The sequence below is a fragment of the Streptosporangium carneum genome, assembly GCF_027922005.1.
GTDB classification, from domain to species: domain Bacteria; phylum Actinomycetota; class Actinomycetes; order Streptosporangiales; family Streptosporangiaceae; genus Streptosporangium; species Streptosporangium carneum.
Genome location: NZ_BSEV01000001.1, coordinates 774,568 through 792,113, shown reverse-complemented (window position 1 = coordinate 792,113; position 17,546 = coordinate 774,568). Strand labels below are relative to the sequence as shown.

The following is a 17,546-nucleotide window of genomic DNA, read 5'->3' as shown; positions in this document are numbered from 1 at the left end:
GGCTCGGTCGGAGTAGGTGGTGACGGTGGTCATCACGCCTCGCCGCCGTCGAGGGCGAGCAGTTGGCGCAGGTCGAGCCGGCCGCTGCGCCAGGCCTGGGTGATCTCCTCCGGCCCGCCGGGCAGCAGCCGGAGGCTGAACGACCGCGGCGCGGAGGCCGGAACCGCCGTCAGCCCCGGAATCACCTCGCCGGTGTGCGGGTCGGCGACCGGGTCGCGGGCGACGAGGTGGGTGAGGAATGCCCGCTGCCAGGCGGGGCGCACCCGGATGAGTGTCTCCACCTCGCTGGGGTGGTTCGCGACCACCCAGGCGGTGAAGGCGTCCTCGTCGGCGACCACGACCGCCGGCTGCGGGTCGATGAGCGTGATGGTGGCGATGGGCGTGTGGTCTGGCAGGGTCGTCCGGATCGACTTGACGGCGAACTCGGCGCGGGCCGCGCGCAACCCGTCGAGCACCGTACGGCGCTCGGCCTCGTACGCGGCGTCCACGATGTCGCGCAGCACCCGAAGCACGGCGACCCGGGTGGCGCTGTCCTTGAGGTTCACACCACCTCACCCTTCTTCCGCTTGATCCCGGCCACCGATGCGACCTCCTGGGTGGCCCGGTTCCGTGCCGCGGTGCCGTGGCGCACGATCAGCTCGCCAAGCGTGTGGGTCTCTCCGTCGCTGTCCAGGACGGCGGCACCGAGCAGATTGTGTCGGCGGGCCTGCTCGTACAGGCCGCGCAGCCCGTCGGGGGTGGCGTCCGAGGCCATGGCCGCCGTGACGTAATCGTGCACCGACCTAGCCGGCTTGCCGGCCTCGAGCCAGCCGAGGACGGCCTCGGCGAACTCCAGGCCCGGCTTGTGGAACACCATCCCGGACAGCGGCTTCGCCCGGGACTTGGAGATCACCAGGGTGTTCTCCTGGTCGAGGTCGCCGACGATGTCGAACTCGTACTCGATGCCCTCGCGCTGCTCGGGCTTGAGCCCGACCTTGCGCGGCACTTTGCGCCCGCGTTCGTCGGCCTCGACGACGTACTCGGTCTTGGTGCGCATGGTGACGATGAGGTGGCCGGGATAGGCGAGCAGGGCGTCGATCATCGCCCGCTCCTGGGGGCGGGCCTCCTTCCAGCCGGCGAAGCTGCCACCCGCCCCGACGCGCTTGGCCGCGTCGTCGACCTGCTCCAGCATCCCGCCTGCGCCGGACCAAAAGTGGCTCAGGGAGTCGACGATCATGACGTCGTAGCCGTCGTGGGCGGCTACCGCGAGCACGTCGACGAGCGTGGTGGGCCGGAACACGGTGAGCGGGAGGGTGTCGAAGGCGAACTCGTCGGCGTACTTGGCAGCGCTGCCGTGCTCGGTGTCGACGAGGGCGATCCGCCCGCCGAGTCCGGTGGCGGCGAGCAGGGCGGTGTAGGTCTTACCCGATCCGGTGGGCCCGATGAGCGCGATGCGGGCCTTGGCCTGCTCCTTGGTGGCGGTGGTGAAGGTAAAGTGATTCACGCCGTGCTCCCCTGGCGTCTTGGACGGCGGTTCGAGATGGGCCTGGGGAGGGACGGAACACGGTCCTGCCCGGCAGAACATGCATCCCGACGGCCGTCGCCTTGTTCGAATGTTTATTCGAAATGCCTGAACCTCACGCTAGGCACAGACGAAGCAGGGAATCAAACCCTTTTGCCGAAAGCTTGCCTCTTGGTAGCGGGGCCTAGAACGAGATGGACCGGCTGCGAGCGGCGCGGCATGCCGCCGTACGGCTGCCACAGCGGGCCACCTTGCCTGCTCCTGGCCCCTCTCAGGCGTCCGTTCAACCACCTGTGAAGAGGAGGAACGCCGGCGTCGGCGTGCCCACGTTCTCCGTCGTCATCGCCGGATCCCGCCCTGGACGATGCGGCCGTCCCGAGTGACGGTCAGTCGGTGCCGAGAGCCGCCCCGCGGCCGTCGGCTGTCACCGTGCCCCCTGCGGGATAGCCTGTGAAAGGGGAAGAAATGAAGGCCATCTGGAAAGGCGCCATTTCCTTCGGCAGCATCGATATCCCGGTAGCCCTCTATGAGATCACCGAGGAGCACGGCGATCTCGACCCGCACCAGGTCCACGCCAAGGACGGTTCATCGGTGCGCCGCAAACGGTGGCGCAAGAAAGAGGACCGGGAGATCGAGCGTCGAAAAGCGACGAAGGGCTACCGGCACCCCGACGACCGGAAGACCGTCCTGGGCGACAAGGCCCCGGCCGGCCTGCCCCTACCGGGCAAGAAGCGGATCAACGTGCTGGCCTCCGTCGACGAGGGCAGCATCGACCTGATGTTGTTAGGGCAGGCCTACTACGTTGGAAGAACAGACCCGATCACCGACCAGTGGTACGTCCTGTTCCGGGATGCGCTGCGGGAATCCGGACAGGTCGCCGTCACCAGGGTCACCCTCGGTGCCCGCGAATCCCTGGCAGTGCTCCGTGTCCACGACGACCTCCTCGTCCTGCAGACCATGAGCCGGCCTGGAGAGGTCCGCCGCCCAACCGGCATCGCCCCCAGGGGTGACATCACCGTACGGCCGGAGGAACTGAAGATGGCCATGCACCTCATGGACATCCTCTCGGTGGGCTTCGATCTGGACGAGGTCCATGACGACCACCGGTAAGCCCTGCGGCACATCACGGAATGCGCGCTCGCCCTCACACGCGCCCCAAGTGCTCTCGGGCGGGAAGCCTCTCCGCCTCCGTCACCGCGCTCATCCAGTTGATGTTTCCTGGGAGACTTCGCCGTAGGGCCCCTACGCGCCAAGGCCGAACCCGGCTCCGTGCACGATCCGACCGCCGCCCGCCGTTCTGGTCCGGCGGCGGTACTCGCGCGGGGACGCGCCGGTGACCCGCTTGAACGCGTTGCTCAGTGCGCTCTCCGAGCCGTAACCGACCTTGCGGGCGATCATCGCCACCGTGTCGTCGCCGCGGCGCAGGCGGTCGGTCGCCAGCTCGATCCGCCAGCCGGTCAGGTAGCCCAGCGGGCTCTGCCCGACGGTTCGCCTGAAGCGGGCGGCGAGTGTCGACCGGGACACCGCCGCGGCCTCGGCCAGCTCCGCCACCGTCCAGGCGTGGGCCGGACGGGCGTGCATGGCCCGTAGCGCCGGGGCCACGATCGGGTCGCTGAGCCCGGCCATCCAGCCGGACGCCGCGCCCGGCCCGGCGACGGCCAGGTGCAGGCGCAGCAGATGGATCAGCATGACCAGGGCGAGATGCTCGGTGACCAGCGTCGAGGCGAGCGACCGGTCGCGCAGCTCGGCGTCGATCTGCTCGAGCGCCCAGCGTACGGTCGCGGCCTCGGCGGTGCGGCCGGGCACGTGGATCACCGGCGGCAGCACGTCGAGCAGCAGTTCGCGGGCTCGCTCGCCGAAGTCGAACCGGCCGCCGATGAAGACCGCGTCCTCGCCGGTCCCCACCCGGGCCACGCCGTCGGCCGCCGCCGCGAAGACCGGTCCTGCCGGGACCGGCCGCATCCCTGGACCACTGGCCATGGCGTATGCGCATGGCTGGGTGAGCAGGAAGCAGTCGCCCTCGGCCAGCTCGATCGGCTCCGGTACGCCGTCGACGGTGAGCAGGCAGTGGCCGCGGCGCACCGCGACGAACTTGACCGCCGGCGGCGGCTCGTACGACACCGCCCACTCGCCACCGGCCACCAGCCTGACGGACAGGCGGCTGGTCGTGCCGAGGAGGGCGAGGACGTCTTCAAGAGGATCGGCTTGCTGGACGCTCACTCAACTATGTTGGACCCTGAGCCATTCCGCGTCCAACGTCCGGTCTTTACCGTTGCGGTCATGACACGCATGAGCACCCCGTTCAACGCCGAGACCACGGCCGCCGAGATCCTCGCCGGTGTCGACCTCACCGGGCGGCGGATCATCGTCACCGGCGGAGCCTCGGGGATCGGCTTGGAGACCGTCCGGGCGCTGCGGGCCGCGGGAGCCGAGGTCGCCGTCGCGACCCGCAACCCCGCGGACGGCCGGCGAGCCTTGGACCTGAGCGATCTCGGCTCGGTGCGTGCGTTCGCGGCCGACTGGATCGGGCCGGTGCACGCGATCGTGGCGAACGCCGGGATCATGGCGTTGCCCACCCGCCAGGTCGCCGCCAACGGCTGGGAGCTGCAGGTGGCGACCAACTTTCTCGGACATTTCGCACTGATCACCGGCCTGCGGGAGAACCTGAGGCAGGCCGGCGACGCGCGGGTGGTCATGGTGAGCTCCGGCGCTCAGCTGCTGGCGCCGTTCGACTTCGACGATCCGCACTTCGAGCGCCGCCCGTACGACCCGTGGGTCGCGTACGCGCAGTCGAAGACGGCCGACGTGCTGCTCGCGGTCGGCACCGCCCGGCGCTGGGCCGCCGACGGAATCACCGCGAACGCGCTCGAGCCCGGTTACATCCACACCAACCTGCAGCGGCACCTTGACGAGGACACCATGCGGGCAGCGGGCGCGATGGACGACGAGGGGAACCTGGTGACCCCCGACTACTACAAGACCCCGGAGCAGGGCGCCGCCACCTCGGCGCTGCTCGCCGGGTCCCCGCTGCTGGACGGCGTGACGGGCCGGTTCTTCTCCTCGGACAACCAGGAGGCCGAGGTGGTGCCGGGCGGCCCGGGCGCGACCGCAGGCGTCGCGGCCTGGTCGGTGGACCCGGCCGCCGCCGACCGTCTCTGGGACTACGCGCTCACCGCGACAGCGGACCGCTGACCGGAGCCTCGTCACCGGCGCGGCCGGACCGCTGTCGGGAGAAACTCCTGGGGCGGAGTCCGCTCGCATCGAGTACGAGTTCGCCGACGGCCATCGGGCTTCTCCGGCGGCAGGTTGACAGACACAGGAGCGTCACCATGTCCGATATGCCGCAATATCGCATGAGAATCTTGGAGCACCATTCATGACTACCGTGATGCTCGTCCACGGCGCCTGGCACCGGCCGAGCAGTTGGGCGAAGCTCGAGGCCGAGTTGCACGCGCTCGGCCATGGCACGCACACGCCGGCGCTCTCGAGCGCCGGCGAACATCCCACCGCGGGCATGCATGACGATGCCGCCGTGCTGGCTGCGGAACTGGCGTCGATCGCAGGACCGGTCGTGCTGCTCGGCCACTCCTACGGAGGCATCCCGATCACCGAGGCCGCCGCCGGAGCGGACAATGTCGATCGGCTGATCTACCTCGCCGCCTACATGCCGGACAGGGGACAGTCGATGTACACCATCCACGGCGTCCCCGACCCCGAGGACACAGACGGCCTGTTCCCGCTCATCAACGAACCGCGTACCTCGCTCTACGGCGATCTGCCCGACGCGGAGGCCGAGCAGGCGGTGAGCGAGCTGGTCAACCAGACCGTTCGATCGTTCGCGGAGAAGGTCTCCGTAGCCGCCTGGCGGAGCATCCCGTCCACCTACGTCATCACAGAGCAGGACAGGGCCATCCCTCCCACACTGCAGGAGCGGATGGCAGCCCAAGCCGCCGAGATCCGCCGGCTCGCCAGCGGTCACTCTCCGTTCCTGTCCCAGCCACGCCGGCTGGCCGCCCTCATCGACGAGATCGTACGGTCGTCCTGAGAGCCTTCGCAGGCGGGAACGGACATCGACTGCCGGCCACACCGACCCGGCGCGGGATGCACCGGCTGTTCGCCTTCCTCCACTCCCAGTGGATCACAAGTCCCGGTCCGTAGCGTGCCGCCATGAGTTCGCACCTACGCACACGGACCGCCGGTGTCCTCTTTCTCCTGGCGGTCCTCGCGGTGGCGAGCGCCCTGGTCGGCGCCGTCGGGCACTACGCGGTCCTCGACCGGCCGGTCCTGCTGGGCACCCTGGCCGCGAGCCTGATCATCGTCTCCGGGGCGATCGTCTTCGGGGGAGGGCCCCGCGGGCCCGCCGTCGCGCTTGCGATGATCTGGACGACGGCGGGGTTGGTCACCTACGTGAACAACTGGCAGGTGTACGCCCAGATCCCCGGCCCGACCGGCAGCGGGCTGGAGACGCGTGTCCTGTACGACGACTGGATCATCCCCGACTGGGCGCTCGTGGTCCGCAAGAACGACGGCCTGCTGACGCGCGAGTGGCCCTTGGTGGAGCGCTTCAGCTCCGAACACGCTGACGGCCTGCCTGTGGTGACCTGGGTCGATCCCTCGCACGTGCGCCTGGACGACAGGCCGGGCGATGATCGGAAGATCTGGGGTGGGCAGGTGGTCGTGCTGGACCCCGGGACCGGGCGACCGCTCGAGCCCGACCACCCGGTGAGCGCCTTCTGAGGTCCGGCCGTCTCCTGCCGACCGGTCGAACGAAGAAACCCCGCGGAAACGATCAAGCCCGGGGTTGGGATGTACCCCTGGCCTGGACCTTTGGCTTTGGATCGGGTGACGGGACTCGAACCCGCTGTCAGCCTGGGAATCTCGTAGGCCGGTTGACCCGCGGCTCGGGTCGGTCATGAGTGAATGCGCCTGACTCCCGAACCGGTCGACGCGCTCAACGGCCCAGGGGTGCGCACAACAGGGAACGCCTTCAGGCCGGACAGGAGTGGACCGAGCATGGACTGATCTTCCCGACCGCCTTCGGCAGTCCATCCGTCCCCGACACCTTTACACCGAGTCAGCCCGCGGGGGCCGGCTCGACGTGGTGATCGTCGTAGGGGAAGAGGTCGTCCCCGTGGTCGGCGACGGTGCCGCACCGGTATCGGACAAGCTCGATCATCGACGCCGGGCCGAGGCCCTTCTCGTCTTCTCCCCACCCCCTGTCATCCGGGTCCAGGGCCTTGTCCACGTTGTAGTGCAACCGGCCGTCGACCAGGTAGTCACGGCGGAAATCGGTCGACCACTGCGAGTTGTGCCCCCAGCCGTGCGAAAGGTCATGGGTGGATCGTGAGCGGCGCCAGAAGGTCCAGTACAGGGTGGAGCGGTCGGCGACCCCCGAGGCCAGGTGTCGCGCCCCGGCGGTGACGACCACCCCGGCCCGCTTCAGCAGCATCGAGCCCATCAGGTAACCAGGCCAGCGTTCCTCAATGATCGAGGGAGGCCTGTCGGGGTCGCCGGCCTGCCGTACCTCGACGATCTCGTGGAAGAACGGGTGGAACGCCCGCCTGCCGATACGATCCGCGCCCAGCGCCTCACAGAAGACGGGATAGACGCCGACCGGCGGATAAGCCTCGTCCGGAATCGCCGCCGAACCGTCCTGGGGATTCTGGTGGTTCAGGGTGAGCAGGTCGAGGATGCGGCTCACGGCGTACAACCGCTCCAGTGGGCTGTAGCCCCCCTCATGAGATCTCCCCAACGGGATCAGGTGACTTTCCGGCCTGCCCGCCTCCCGCACCTCCGCCACATGCGCCGGATGCTCCTCCAGCCACCGCAACAGCACGCCGGTCAGCCCATCGCCCTCATGGTCGAGGATGCTCTCGTACAAGGAGCGCCAGTGGTGACCCGGGTGAACGTCGTCGCTCATAAGCTCAGAGTCTTGTACGACGGCGTCTCACGCCACTCGCACCCGGCTCGCCAAGAGCGTGCACGACGCGGGCCGGTCGACGTTCGCCGGCATGCCGGAGCACAGGGCCACCCTGTACGGGGTACGGGCGGGCCTTCCACCGGATCGACCGATGTTTCCCGGTCTGCCGGACAACTCCCAGCTCCGCCGGAGGCTTCCAGCCTCAAGCGTGAGATCCGCAGACGACTGCCTATTCTGTGAGCGTCCGCCTTCGTCCGGGGACGGTGTCAGCACTTCCGCCAGCAGAGCAGGAGCAGCGCCGAGGTGTTGTCGTACCGGGTGGCTACTCTCCAGCGCATGACGGTCCCGAAGATCATCCCCATCGGCTACGAGCCCGACTACCGCACCGACACGATCGGCCATTGGGACGGCGGGCAGTTCCTCGGCTCCGTCGTCGCCGTCTTCCCCAGGGGCTACACCCACACCGACGACTGGCCGGCCCACAAACACTGGCACGCCGTCCTGCACACCTTCGACACCGCCGGCCATCACCTCGGCTCTCGCATCGAGCGCACCGGAACCGAAGTCCACCACCGGGCGTCCGTCGACGCCGCCCAGGACCTGCTGAAGCAGTGGCTCGACGCCCTCCCTGGCCGCTGTTACGGCGACATCGCCATCCGGCCCTTCCGGCACGAGTTCGACGGCGTGCTGTTCGGCCTCGTCATCGAGACCTTCGAAGGCACCGAACACGCCGAGCTCTACCCGGACACCCTCGGCTTCCACGAACCCTGGGACGGCTCATACGACACCTGACCGCCTGATCCGCCTGGCCGACATCGTCTACCGCACCATGCGCCGCGACCGGGACACCTCCCTGTTCTCGACCACTTGACACAGAGAGGTGCCACGCCCGTGGACGCAACCGGACTGGCCCTCGTCCAGGGCGTTGTCACCCGGACAGTCACTCAGCGAGGCGGTGGCGGCAGCCTGGAGACGCGTCTGGGGTCCGAAACGTGCAGGATCTCAGCCGTCTAGCGTTGCTTGAGATCTCAGCTGTCTAGCGTTGCTTGAGGCGGAGTGCTTCCTTGCGGACCTCGACCTGGAGGGACTGCTCACGCTCCAGCCACTCCGGGTTCTCCGCTTTCAGCGCCTCGATCTCAGCGGTGGTGAGCGGTTCGGTGATCCCGTTTCTGAGCAGGCCGGCGACGGAGACCTTGAGCTTCGCGGCGATGACCTGCTTGGTGTGCGGGCCGTTGCGGCGCAGGTCAGCGAGCCAGGCGGGTGGCGTCGACTGCAACTCGTTCAGCTCGTCCCTGGAGACGACACCCTCCTGGAACTCGGCGGGAGTGGCCGAGAGGGGGACACCCAGCTTCTTGGCCGCGGTCGCAGGCTTCATTGTCTGGGTGGTCTTCGGTTTGGGCGAGGTCATGGCGTCAAGAGTAGTCAGCCGGAACAGGTTCCCTTGACATCGGTACCCTGAGGATGTGACTGACGGAGAGACCGGCAGGATGTTTCGACTGGCGTACGTGCCCGGGGTGACACCCGCGAAATGGGTCAACGTCTGGACCGAGAGAATGCCCGACGTGCCGGTTACCCTGGTCGCGGTTCCCGCCGCCGAGGTGGTGGGACTCCTACGGAGTGGCGGCGCCGACGCCGGACTCGTCAGGCTGCCGGTCGACCGGGACGGGCTCAGCGTGATTCCTCTCTACGTGGAGACCACGGTGGTCGTGGTGCCCAAGGACCACGTGGTGACCGCCGCCGAGGAGGTGGCCGTCGCCGACCTTGTCGACGACGAGGTGTTCCATCCTCTGGACGACACCATCGAGTGGACGCTCCGGCCCGGGCTGCCCGCGTTCACCCGCCCGGCCACAACTGCGGACGCGGTCGAGCTGGTAGCGGCCGGCACGGGGATTCTCCTGGTTCCGCTGTCGCTGGCACGCCTCCACCACCGCAGGGATCTCACGTACCGGCCGGTGCTGGACGCGCCGCAGTCCCAGGTCGCCCTGAGCTGGCCCACGGACGCGACCACTGACCTGGTGGAAGATTTCATCGGCATCGTCCGCGGCCGGACGGTGAACAGCTCGCGGGGCCGTACCCCCGCCCCCTCTGCGGAGAAACCGGCACAGCGGCAATCACAAAAACCCGCACAGAACGGCTCCGGCCGCCGGGCCGTGCCGGCCAGCCGTAAAAAGAAGGGCCACCGGCCTCGGTGACCTGCGGACAGATGGGCCAATCGCCTTTGGTGACGACGCGAACACTGATGGCCTCAAACTGAGGCGGCAGACACAATGTCACCGCGTGTCCGATGAATCGCGCGTTCCCACCCGACACAGTCAGCTCGCTCGTCGCGACCATGATCCCCTGCCACAACGATCCGAAGAACGGCCCGAAGCCAGGAGCCGCTCCCGCCCGCCCGGCCCCACGACCCGCGGCACATCCGCGCCACAACACTGCTCCCGACCGTGTCCCCTTCCGCGTCGTCACAGCCCGTCTCGGCCATGCCGCCCTGTTCATCGCCCTGCGCGTCCACGCCCATGTGATCCGGGCGGCGGAGGCCTCCGCCGCCGACGTCTTCGCAAGGCCGTCGGCGGACAGTGAGGGACCCGCTGTTAGCGAGCGTTGGCGGACAATGAGGGACCCGCTGTTAGCGAGGGTGTTGGCAAGACGCCGAGACAATCGAGAAACCAGAAGGCCTCTGAGCAGGTAATCCCTGTTCAGAGGCTTCCTTGCATCTGCGCGGCCGAGAGGACTCGAACCCCTGACCTTCTGATCCGCAGGGAAGGACAGACGCCTCGTCATCGCCTCTACCAGTACGACGACGAAATCGCCCGGGATGGCGATCGTAGTGCTCGAAACACGAGCCGGGCACAGTCGGCTTGCCGATGGTCCTATTATCCAAAATGGGTTCCCACTAGTGGCTCAAATTCATTTCCTTGGGTAGCCGCAGGGAACCAATGTGACGAATTCCCGTTCGCTTCGACCTATGAAGGTGCGCGGGTATCCTGGCAGGAGAATCTTCCAGTCGATGGAATAAACTACAGGCCGCGAGGAGTAAACTACAGCGTGAAGCCGATTCCCACTGGAGAAAACGGTTCATGGAGAGGACGCACACGAGGGGGCATCCGCTACTACTATGTCTACGATCGCCTACTGGACGGCGAGGAATTCTTCATTCGCCTCTACGATAAAAACGGAAAGCGAATCAATCCTTGACGTAAGGAAATAGACATACGTCCCCCAAAACGCAATGCGTGCGCTTCCATCAAGAAGCCACGCATTGCGCATTCTCGAATTCATGGAAAATAAATGTCACAACTTATTGAAAAGCTCCAAGAAGTAATCACCGTGGAGCGGAGCCAGTTTCTACTTGAAGATCAAGATGGCATTCTGGACGAGCCAGATGGATGGCCCCGTCTAGAAGAACTCGCGGCCCGCCTTCCCGAAAATTCCTGGTTTGAGGCAACCTTGAATGAGGCAATTTTCTGGAGCGAGGCTCCCTGGCACGATATCAAGGTCACATTAGAGCTATGGGATGGCCCTCCTCCCGAGGACACCTCGCATTGGACAAGAAGCAAGAATGCACCATTCTATTCCAGCTCAGGAATAATTTACTTAAGTAAGCTGTTTGACAGCAACTCTCCCCTGGTTCCAATGGACCTTCGTAAGGAAGCTAGCGAGTGGGTGATCAGAGCAAGTAGCCGCCCTGGGAGTGGCTGGATCTGGCCCGATGAAGAATCTCCCCCCTCAGGTATAGAAGAGTGGAGAATTCAATTCTGGCCAGCGAAAGGAATCAACCTTGACCTTGCCCATATTCCACACAGAAAAACAATATAGACAATTTCTCGAAATTATCTATATACCATGTGGATTCCACAGGTCACTAAGTTGCATCGTAGTAGATCGTCCGGCCGTCTGCCCATACGAGCATGGCATCCCCATTCAGCCGGTTCTTGTCGATCGTCGTAACCGGCGGACGCCCGTCGCCGTCCACACACCGCCGGTTCGCGCACCGGACCCGGCCCTCCCGGCAGCCGACCCGCAGGGAGAACGTGCGGCAGTGAGACAGGCAGGCGGAGCTGGCCGGCCGGGGCGCGCAGTGGCTCCCATCGCTCGGCCTCGCCGATACCGCGCACCTCCGAGGCCCGACGGATCCAGCCGGACGGCCCGTGGTCGGGGCTGTTCCCCGCCGTCTGCCGCGCTCCCGAACAGCGGAAACCTTCTCGCGGCCTCCCCTTCCGTATGAAAGCGGTTCGCTGGGTCGTCCCGCACATGAGCGCCGTCGCCGAGGTGGTGGTCATGGCCCGTTGCGGGACGAAACCCCTGACGTGCGCTGTCGTCCCCTTGATGGGCGTGGGCCGGTGGTGTGGAGGGTGGCCGGTCTCGCTCGCGCGTTCCGGACATCCCGTCGGCGTCTGGGCAAGCTCCGTCACAGCCAACGGCAGCTTTCGCCATTTCTGCTGAATGCCGACAAGTCTACATTTCGTCCGCTATGTATTGATTTTTTCGATCGGCCGACTAACGCTGATCGGGACGCCTGGTCATGGAGGGAGTAAGAATGCCTGTCACCCTGGAACGCTCTGAGGAGATCGTCTCCGCGTGGCGCAGCGGAGCCGACGTCGAGGGCTGGGACAGCCCGGCTGGCCCGCTGTTCATCGGTGACTACGCCGAGTCGGAGATCACGCTGACGGCCCTGGACACCCGGCTGGCGAGCTCGTGCACCTGCAGCCGCTTCTGCTGCTGATCAAGGAAGGATAATCCGAATGGCCGGGGACTTCGACCCGTCGCTGGACTTTTTGACCGCACCGGCGCTGGTCGGGCTGTCCGCCACGCTGGGATCGATCCCCGGCCTCACGGAGGCGGAGGCCCGGCTGATATGCCAGAGAACCGCCGAAGCGCTGGAGGAGACCGTCCGCCTCAAGGTCAACAGGGTCCTGCTGCTGGAACTCAACGCCGCCAGGATCACCGGAAGGCTGACCGCCGAGACGCCGCAGCTGCGGTGGCAGGAGTGGAAGGCGACGGCCGCGACGCCCGAGTTCTGGCTGTCCCTGACCGGGCACTACCCCACGATGCTGTCCAGGCTCGGCACGATCATCGACAACAGGTGCGCCGCGGCCGTGGAACTGGCCCGCAGGTTCGCCGCCGACCGCGCGGCGCTCACCGCACTGCCCGGCGGTCTCCGAGGCGAGCTGGTCGGAGTCGACTTCGGGGCGGGAGACAGCCATCGCGGAGGGCACAGCGTCGCCGTCCTGCACGGCTCGCAGGGCAAGGTGGTCTACAAGCCCCGGTCCCTCGCCGTGGACGAGGCGCTGGCGCGGCTGATCGACCGCCTGGCACCCCAGCTGCCCGCCGGCAGCCGCATCCGCGTACCCGACGTGCTGATTCGCCAGGGGTACGGCTGGGCGGAGCACATCCAGCACCGCTACTGCGCCGACGAGACGGAGCTGCGGTCCTTCTACCGCGGTGTCGGGCACTGGCTGGCGCTGATGCGGCTGATCGGCGGCAGCGACCTGCACATGGAGAACCTCATCGCGGCCGGTCCCGCGCCCGTCGTCGTCGACTGCGAGACGCTGTTCACCCCGCACGTCCCGGCCAAACCGTCCGGATACGGCGACGCCGTCGACCAGGCGACCGACCTGCTCAGCGGATCGGTGCTGCGCACCGGACTCCTTCCCGGACGCGGCGTCTCGCTCGCCTGGCGCGGCGTCGACATGTCCGCCGTCGGAGGCCTGCCTGGCCAGCAGCCGTACACGCAGGTGCCGGTCGTCGTCGACGCGGGCACGGACATGGCGAGATTGGGGATGGAACGGGTCGAGCTGGGAGCGGTGAGCAACCACCCGAGCCCCGATCCGATCCTCGTCCACTACTGGGAGCTGGTGCTGTCCGGATTCACCGAGCTGGTCGAGCACCTCGACATGCTGGATCGGCGGGATGAGCTCGCCGGGCTGCTCACGGACTTCGCCGACCGTCCGATCCGGGTCGTGCTCCGCGCCACCGAGGCGTACGCCGAGCTGGCCCGCATGTTGTGGCACCCGACCTCACTGCACGACGAGCCGACCGCGATGGGCAAGGCGGCGGGGTTGCTGGCCCAGCATGCCGAGAACCTGCCCAGCGCACCATCGGACCCCGAGGTGATCGACGCCGAGGTGGCCGAGTTGCTGGTCGGCGACATCCCCTTCTTCGCCACGACCCCTGCTCGCGGCCGTCTGGACGGCCCTGGCGGAACCTCTTACGGAGACGAGCAGGACCTCATCGCGGACGCGCTGCGGCGCTGGCGCGACCGCGACGCGGCCCTGGACCGCGAGGTGATCCGGTCCGCTCTGGTCAGCGCCTACCTCAATGAAGGGTGGATGCCTGCCAACAAGCGTATGCCCGTGCCTCCCATCCGGCACCAGGACCTCGAGCGGCGCCGGCGTCGGATCGCGGCCGGGATCGCCCGCAGCATGCTTGACACGGCGGTCCGGGGCGACGACGGCACCGTCACCTGGACCGCGCCGGTGCTCACCTCCGACGGCTGGTTCGTACAGTCGCTGTCTCCCGACGTGTACGGCGGGGCGTACGGGGTCGCCATCACTCTGGCCGCCTACGTGAGTGAGACCGGGCAGGGCAGAGCCGACGAGGTGCCAGGGCTGGACGGACTGCTCGCCGATCTCCTCCATACGATCAGGCTGGCCGAGGAGCGCGACGCGGAGGCACGCCGCACCGGGCCGCGGCGCCGCCCCGCCACCCCAGGCGGCTATGTCGGCGTCGGCTCGCAAATCTGGAGCTGGCTGCTGCTGCGCAGGCTGGGCACCGTCGGCTCGGAGGAGGCGGTCGCCCGGGCCGGCGCCCTGGCGGGGCAACTGCCCGAGGCGGTGGCCGCCGACGGGGTGTACGACCTGCTCACCGGTATGGCAGGCGCCATCGTGCCGTTGCTCCGCCTGTCGGAACAGACCGGTGACCAGCAGTGGTCCACGCAGGCCGACCGCATCGGGGAGCGCCTGCTCTCACTGGCCCACATCGACGACCGGGGAGCACGCTGGCCCAGCACCGCGTTCCCACAAGGGTTAGGCGGGGTCTCACACGGCGCCACCGGGATCGCCTGGGCGCTGGCCCGGCTCGCCGACAGCGCCACGGCCCGCGCTGCGGACTTTCGCGCCCTGGCAGACAGGGCCTTTCTGTACGAGGAGTCACTGTACGACCCGGCGGAAAAGGGCTGGCGTGACCTGCGCGAAGTGGATGACCTTCGCGTGACCTCCAGCGCATGGTGCCACGGAGCCGCCGGCATCGGCCTCGTCGCGGCCGACCGGCTGGCCCGCGAAGGTGACCCACGCTGGGCGGACGTGCTGCGCCGGGCCGCCGCGTCGTCCTGGTCGAGGGGCATCGGCTGGAACCACACGCTCTGCCACGGAGACCTCGGCAACTGGGAAATCGTGCGCCACGCGATCGATGTGGGTGTCGGGCCCGAAGAGCTGACTCCGGAGTACCTCGCCGCGTACATGATCGGCAGCATGGACGAGCACGGCCCGGTGAGTGGCCTTTCACGTGACGCCTTCAGCCCAGGTCTGATGCCGGGAGTGGGCGGCATGCTCTACCAACTACTACGCCTGCCCCCCGACACCTCCCTCCTCTCCGTCCTGCTCCCTGACCCGGAGAACTGACCGCCCCGTCTCCTCTCCTGCCCGCCCCGGTTCTTCTTGCCGCGGTGCGCTCCTTCTGCCCTGCTCGGTGACCGGAGAACTGGTGAGGGCCAGCACAGGTGGGCGGAACGCCGCCAGAGCGAGAGCCAAGAGGCCGTGCGCCTCCGAACTCGTCACCATCCTCCGCGAGCACCTCAAAACCTTCGGCGCCGGTCCGGACGGGCGGGTCTTCTACGGCGCTCACGGTGGGTGCTCGCCACCAGCACCATTCAGCGGGTCTGGGACAAGGCCCGCCGCGCCGCCCTCAGTCCGGAGGAGTACGGCTCACCGCCGGCGAAGCGCGTCTACGACCTCCGTCATGTGTGCCTGTCCACCTGGCTCAACGCTGGCATCTCGCCGAAGCAGGTGGCCGAGTGGGCAGGCAACAGCGTGGAAGTGCTCTTGCGCACCTACGCCAAGTGCCTCGTGGGCCAGGACGAGGTCTCCATGCGCCGGATCAGCGAAGCTCTGGGCTGAACCTTCGGCACGTATTCGGCACGATCAACCGGAGACAGCCGACGACAGCCGGACACCAACAGCTGATCCAGAGCACGAAAAAGCCCAGGTCACCGGCTGATGACCTGGGCTTTCGCCTAGCGCGGCCGAGAGGACTCGAACCCCTAACCTTCTGATCCGTAGGTCCCCGAACAGTCACCAGAGGCGTTCAGACCAGTTCGCCGCGCAGGTCGCGCACGATCCGCCTGTTCACATCGATTCAGCTCGGTCCAGGGTCATGCGGCTTGATGGCTCCCAAGTTGGCTCCCAGAGTTGGAGCGTCAACGGTCTCAATGCGACCTGCTCGGAAGCGGGTCTCCGAGCCCTAACCATGGGCTATCTGGAAGGTCAGCTGTTGGTGGATACCTCATTGACATCCGTGAAGATCTTCCCCCGGATCTTGTGACCACCCTTGGTATGGGGGTGGAGCAAGGCGTTATAGACCGCGTTACCGGAGTCCTTTACACCACCTGCGAAGGACAGGGATCCCTTAGGGGTGTACTTGGCGGCTACCCCAACCCAGCCCTTACGTTCCCACTGGACATCGGCCAAGATGTCCTCTAGCTCAGTGGGCGTAAGGCGTATGTCCTCGTCATTGGCCCACGGCAGCGTGTGATGCAGGACCGCACCCAGCCCAGCCATTACAGCCGGAGCGGTGATAGCGGACCGATCAGCGAAAGCGCTGGTGTGCGTGCCCAGGATTCGAGCCACGGCTTCGGAGATCTCTCGTGCTGCTTCCTGGATCGTGACTCCGGCAGGCAGGCGGTCTGTACTGACCGAGCCGGAGGTTGCCTCGATTCCGGCCTTGCCGAGGAGAGCGGTCACCGCCAGGGAACGGACAGCGGAAAGAGTCACCCAGTGATGAGACTTCTTGCCGATCTGGCGGGAGGACATGTTGACGAAGCTGCTGAAGGGCTTCGGGTCGGCGCCAAGGGCGGGGATGACTTCGTTCTGAAGGATCTGTCGAGCGATTATTGTGCCCGCGTCACGCTGGTCCATGTTCAGGGAGAGGTTCTTGTCGACCGCAACGCCCTTCAGGTTACGGTCGTGGAAGATCTGTCGCGCGTCCTCCAGGCTGATACCCCAGTACACCTCGTAGGCCACCAGCATTTCAGAGAGGCTGCCGTCCTTGAGCTCGTAGTGCTCCAGGTTGTCTGCTACCTCATGCATGGCTGCGAGCTGGGTCTCAGCGTCAATCGCTATGAGTCCTCCGCCGATCGGAAGATGCGTATTGCCGGACTCGCCGATGATCAAGGGACGCGGCGACCACAGGCAGAGAGGCGGAGAGGACCAGGCATCTCCCAGGTCCCCGCGGTGGCCCGCTGCCAGGTAGTCCGCGTAGTGGGGGACGTTCCGGCCCTTCGCCGTGCCATGAAGGGTGCGCTGCACCTCCGCACGCAGATCGGCATATGAATTCGAGGTACGCCGAGAGAACTTGATCGCGTCCTGCTCCACAGCAACGGGATTCGGAAGCAGGGAGAGCATGTTCTCCCAGTTACCGACGCCGATTGCAGCGCAGCTGCGGAACGGAGTCAGTCTCACCGGGAGTCCGGTCGTAACGGGCGTGGTGGTGTCCAAGGGGGATCCTCTCGTGTCGAGGTGGACCTGTGTTCCAGCGCGACCTCTGCCAGACAGAGAAGACCGTACGACGAATATCGATCAACTGTCAACTGCGGGGACTGAGACTCCAGCTAAGTCACCCCGCAGTTCAAATATCTCTCCCCGCAGTTCTTCCATTCCCCCTTCAGCTTGGCACTGCCTACTTGGAAGGCGCCCCACCGTTGCCCGCGGATACGCCCGTCACGTCTAGTAGGTGTTTGATCCCGCGAGTTCCGTCTGATTGGACTTTCAGGCGTCTCCCCAGGTTGGGGTGGGTTCGCGGGTCATGAGGTCGATCATGGCGACGTGGATCATGGCTTCGGATCGGTACAGCAGGGCTTCGTAACCGCGTACCAGGCGGCGGTAGAGCATCAGCCGTCCCAGGGTTCGCTCGGCG

Annotated in this window: 18 protein-coding genes and 1 tRNA gene; 11 read left to right on the top strand and 8 right to left on the bottom strand. The window is 66.9% G+C overall.

Features of this window, described 5'->3' with window-relative positions; all coding sequences use genetic code 11:
* Positions 1-32: 32 nt before the first annotated feature.
* Complete coding sequence (locus PKF00_RS04050) at positions 33-545, bottom strand: hypothetical protein (RefSeq protein WP_271215957.1); 513 nt, start codon at positions 543-545, stop codon at positions 33-35.
* Positions 542-1,483: an ATP-binding protein gene (locus tag PKF00_RS04045; RefSeq protein WP_271215956.1), complete on the bottom strand. Its 942-nt coding sequence runs from the start codon at positions 1,481-1,483 to the stop codon at positions 542-544. The genes PKF00_RS04050 and PKF00_RS04045 overlap by 4 nt, the downstream gene beginning before the upstream one ends.
* Positions 1,484-1,966: 483 nt before the next feature.
* Between PKF00_RS04045 and ku the strand changes: the two genes are divergently transcribed.
* Positions 1,967-2,611, top strand: a complete 645-nt coding sequence (gene ku / locus PKF00_RS04040) for a non-homologous end joining protein Ku (protein ID WP_271215955.1) — start codon at positions 1,967-1,969, stop codon at positions 2,609-2,611.
* Positions 2,612-2,743: 132 nt separating this feature from the next.
* Here ku and PKF00_RS04035 read toward each other — a convergent pair whose 3' ends face one another.
* Positions 2,744-3,721: an AraC family transcriptional regulator gene (locus PKF00_RS04035; RefSeq protein ID WP_271215954.1), complete on the bottom strand. Its 978-nt coding sequence runs from the start codon at positions 3,719-3,721 to the stop codon at positions 2,744-2,746.
* A 60-nt stretch (positions 3,722-3,781) separates the two neighbouring features.
* On the opposite strand from PKF00_RS04035, the gene PKF00_RS04030 reads away from it, so the two are divergent.
* The 3 genes from PKF00_RS04030 (at position 3,782) to PKF00_RS04020 (ending at position 6,238) form a co-directional block, all read left to right on the top strand.
* Entirely contained in the window at positions 3,782-4,693 is a 912-nt protein-coding gene (locus PKF00_RS04030; RefSeq protein WP_271215953.1) for an SDR family NAD(P)-dependent oxidoreductase, read from the top strand.
* A gap of 184 nt (positions 4,694-4,877) precedes the next feature.
* On the top strand, positions 4,878-5,546 hold the full coding sequence (locus PKF00_RS04025) for an alpha/beta hydrolase (RefSeq protein ID WP_271215952.1): 669 nt from the start codon (positions 4,878-4,880) through the stop codon (positions 5,544-5,546).
* Positions 5,547-5,668: 122 nt separating this feature from the next.
* Positions 5,669-6,238, top strand: a complete 570-nt coding sequence (locus PKF00_RS04020; protein WP_271215951.1) for a hypothetical protein — start codon at positions 5,669-5,671, stop codon at positions 6,236-6,238.
* A gap of 337 nt (positions 6,239-6,575) precedes the next feature.
* Here the strand turns inward: PKF00_RS04020 and PKF00_RS04015 are convergent, their stop codons facing one another.
* On the bottom strand, positions 6,576-7,421 hold the full coding sequence (locus tag PKF00_RS04015; protein WP_271215950.1) for a hypothetical protein: 846 nt from the start codon (positions 7,419-7,421) through the stop codon (positions 6,576-6,578).
* Between the two features lie 336 nt (positions 7,422-7,757).
* Between PKF00_RS04015 and PKF00_RS04010 the strand changes: the two genes are divergently transcribed.
* Positions 7,758-8,213, top strand: coding sequence for a hypothetical protein (locus PKF00_RS04010; RefSeq protein WP_271215949.1), 456 nt, complete (start codon positions 7,758-7,760; stop codon positions 8,211-8,213).
* 244 nt (positions 8,214-8,457) lie between these two features.
* Here PKF00_RS04010 and PKF00_RS04005 read toward each other — a convergent pair whose 3' ends face one another.
* On the bottom strand, positions 8,458-8,829 hold the full coding sequence (locus PKF00_RS04005) for a DUF5997 family protein (protein ID WP_271215948.1): 372 nt from the start codon (positions 8,827-8,829) through the stop codon (positions 8,458-8,460).
* Positions 8,830-8,884: 55 nt separating this feature from the next.
* Here PKF00_RS04005 and PKF00_RS04000 point away from each other — a divergent pair, with 55 nt between their 5' ends.
* The 6 genes from PKF00_RS04000 to PKF00_RS03980 all read left to right on the top strand — a co-directional run bounded on the left by PKF00_RS04000 (position 8,885) and on the right by PKF00_RS03980 (position 15,532).
* A complete protein-coding gene (locus PKF00_RS04000; protein WP_271215947.1) occupies positions 8,885-9,613 on the top strand; it encodes a LysR substrate-binding domain-containing protein in 729 nt (242 codons plus the stop codon).
* Positions 9,614-10,019: 406 nt separating this feature from the next.
* Complete coding sequence (locus tag PKF00_RS44605) at positions 10,020-10,613, top strand: NucA/NucB deoxyribonuclease domain-containing protein (RefSeq protein WP_369011147.1); 594 nt, start codon at positions 10,020-10,022, stop codon at positions 10,611-10,613.
* A 93-nt stretch (positions 10,614-10,706) separates the two neighbouring features.
* Positions 10,707-11,234, top strand: coding sequence for a hypothetical protein (locus PKF00_RS03995; RefSeq protein WP_271215946.1), 528 nt, complete (start codon positions 10,707-10,709; stop codon positions 11,232-11,234).
* A 721-nt stretch (positions 11,235-11,955) separates the two neighbouring features.
* Complete coding sequence (locus PKF00_RS03990; RefSeq protein ID WP_271215945.1) at positions 11,956-12,141, top strand: DUF6229 family protein; 186 nt, start codon at positions 11,956-11,958, stop codon at positions 12,139-12,141.
* Positions 12,142-12,160: 19 nt separating this feature from the next.
* The gene (locus PKF00_RS03985; RefSeq protein ID WP_271215944.1) at positions 12,161-15,037 is read left to right on the top strand and encodes a type 2 lanthipeptide synthetase LanM family protein; all 2,877 of its coding nucleotides are present in this window, start codon (positions 12,161-12,163) and stop codon (positions 15,035-15,037) included.
* Positions 15,038-15,265: 228 nt separating this feature from the next.
* Positions 15,266-15,532: a site-specific integrase gene (locus PKF00_RS03980; protein WP_271215943.1), complete on the top strand. Its 267-nt coding sequence runs from the start codon at positions 15,266-15,268 to the stop codon at positions 15,530-15,532.
* A gap of 120 nt (positions 15,533-15,652) precedes the next feature.
* Here PKF00_RS03980 and PKF00_RS03975 read toward each other — a convergent pair.
* The 3 genes from PKF00_RS03975 to PKF00_RS03965 form a co-directional block, all read right to left on the bottom strand.
* Positions 15,653-15,738, bottom strand: a tRNA-OTHER gene (locus PKF00_RS03975).
* Between the two features lie 160 nt (positions 15,739-15,898).
* Positions 15,899-17,128 carry a DNA sulfur modification protein DndB gene (locus tag PKF00_RS03970; RefSeq protein ID WP_271215942.1) on the bottom strand — a complete coding sequence of 410 codons (1,230 nt, stop codon included), beginning with the start codon at positions 17,126-17,128 and terminating at the stop codon, positions 15,899-15,901.
* Between the two features lie 270 nt (positions 17,129-17,398).
* Positions 17,399-17,521, bottom strand: coding sequence for a hypothetical protein (locus PKF00_RS03965; protein ID WP_271215941.1), 123 nt, complete (start codon positions 17,519-17,521; stop codon positions 17,399-17,401).
* Positions 17,522-17,546: the final 25 nt, after the last annotated feature.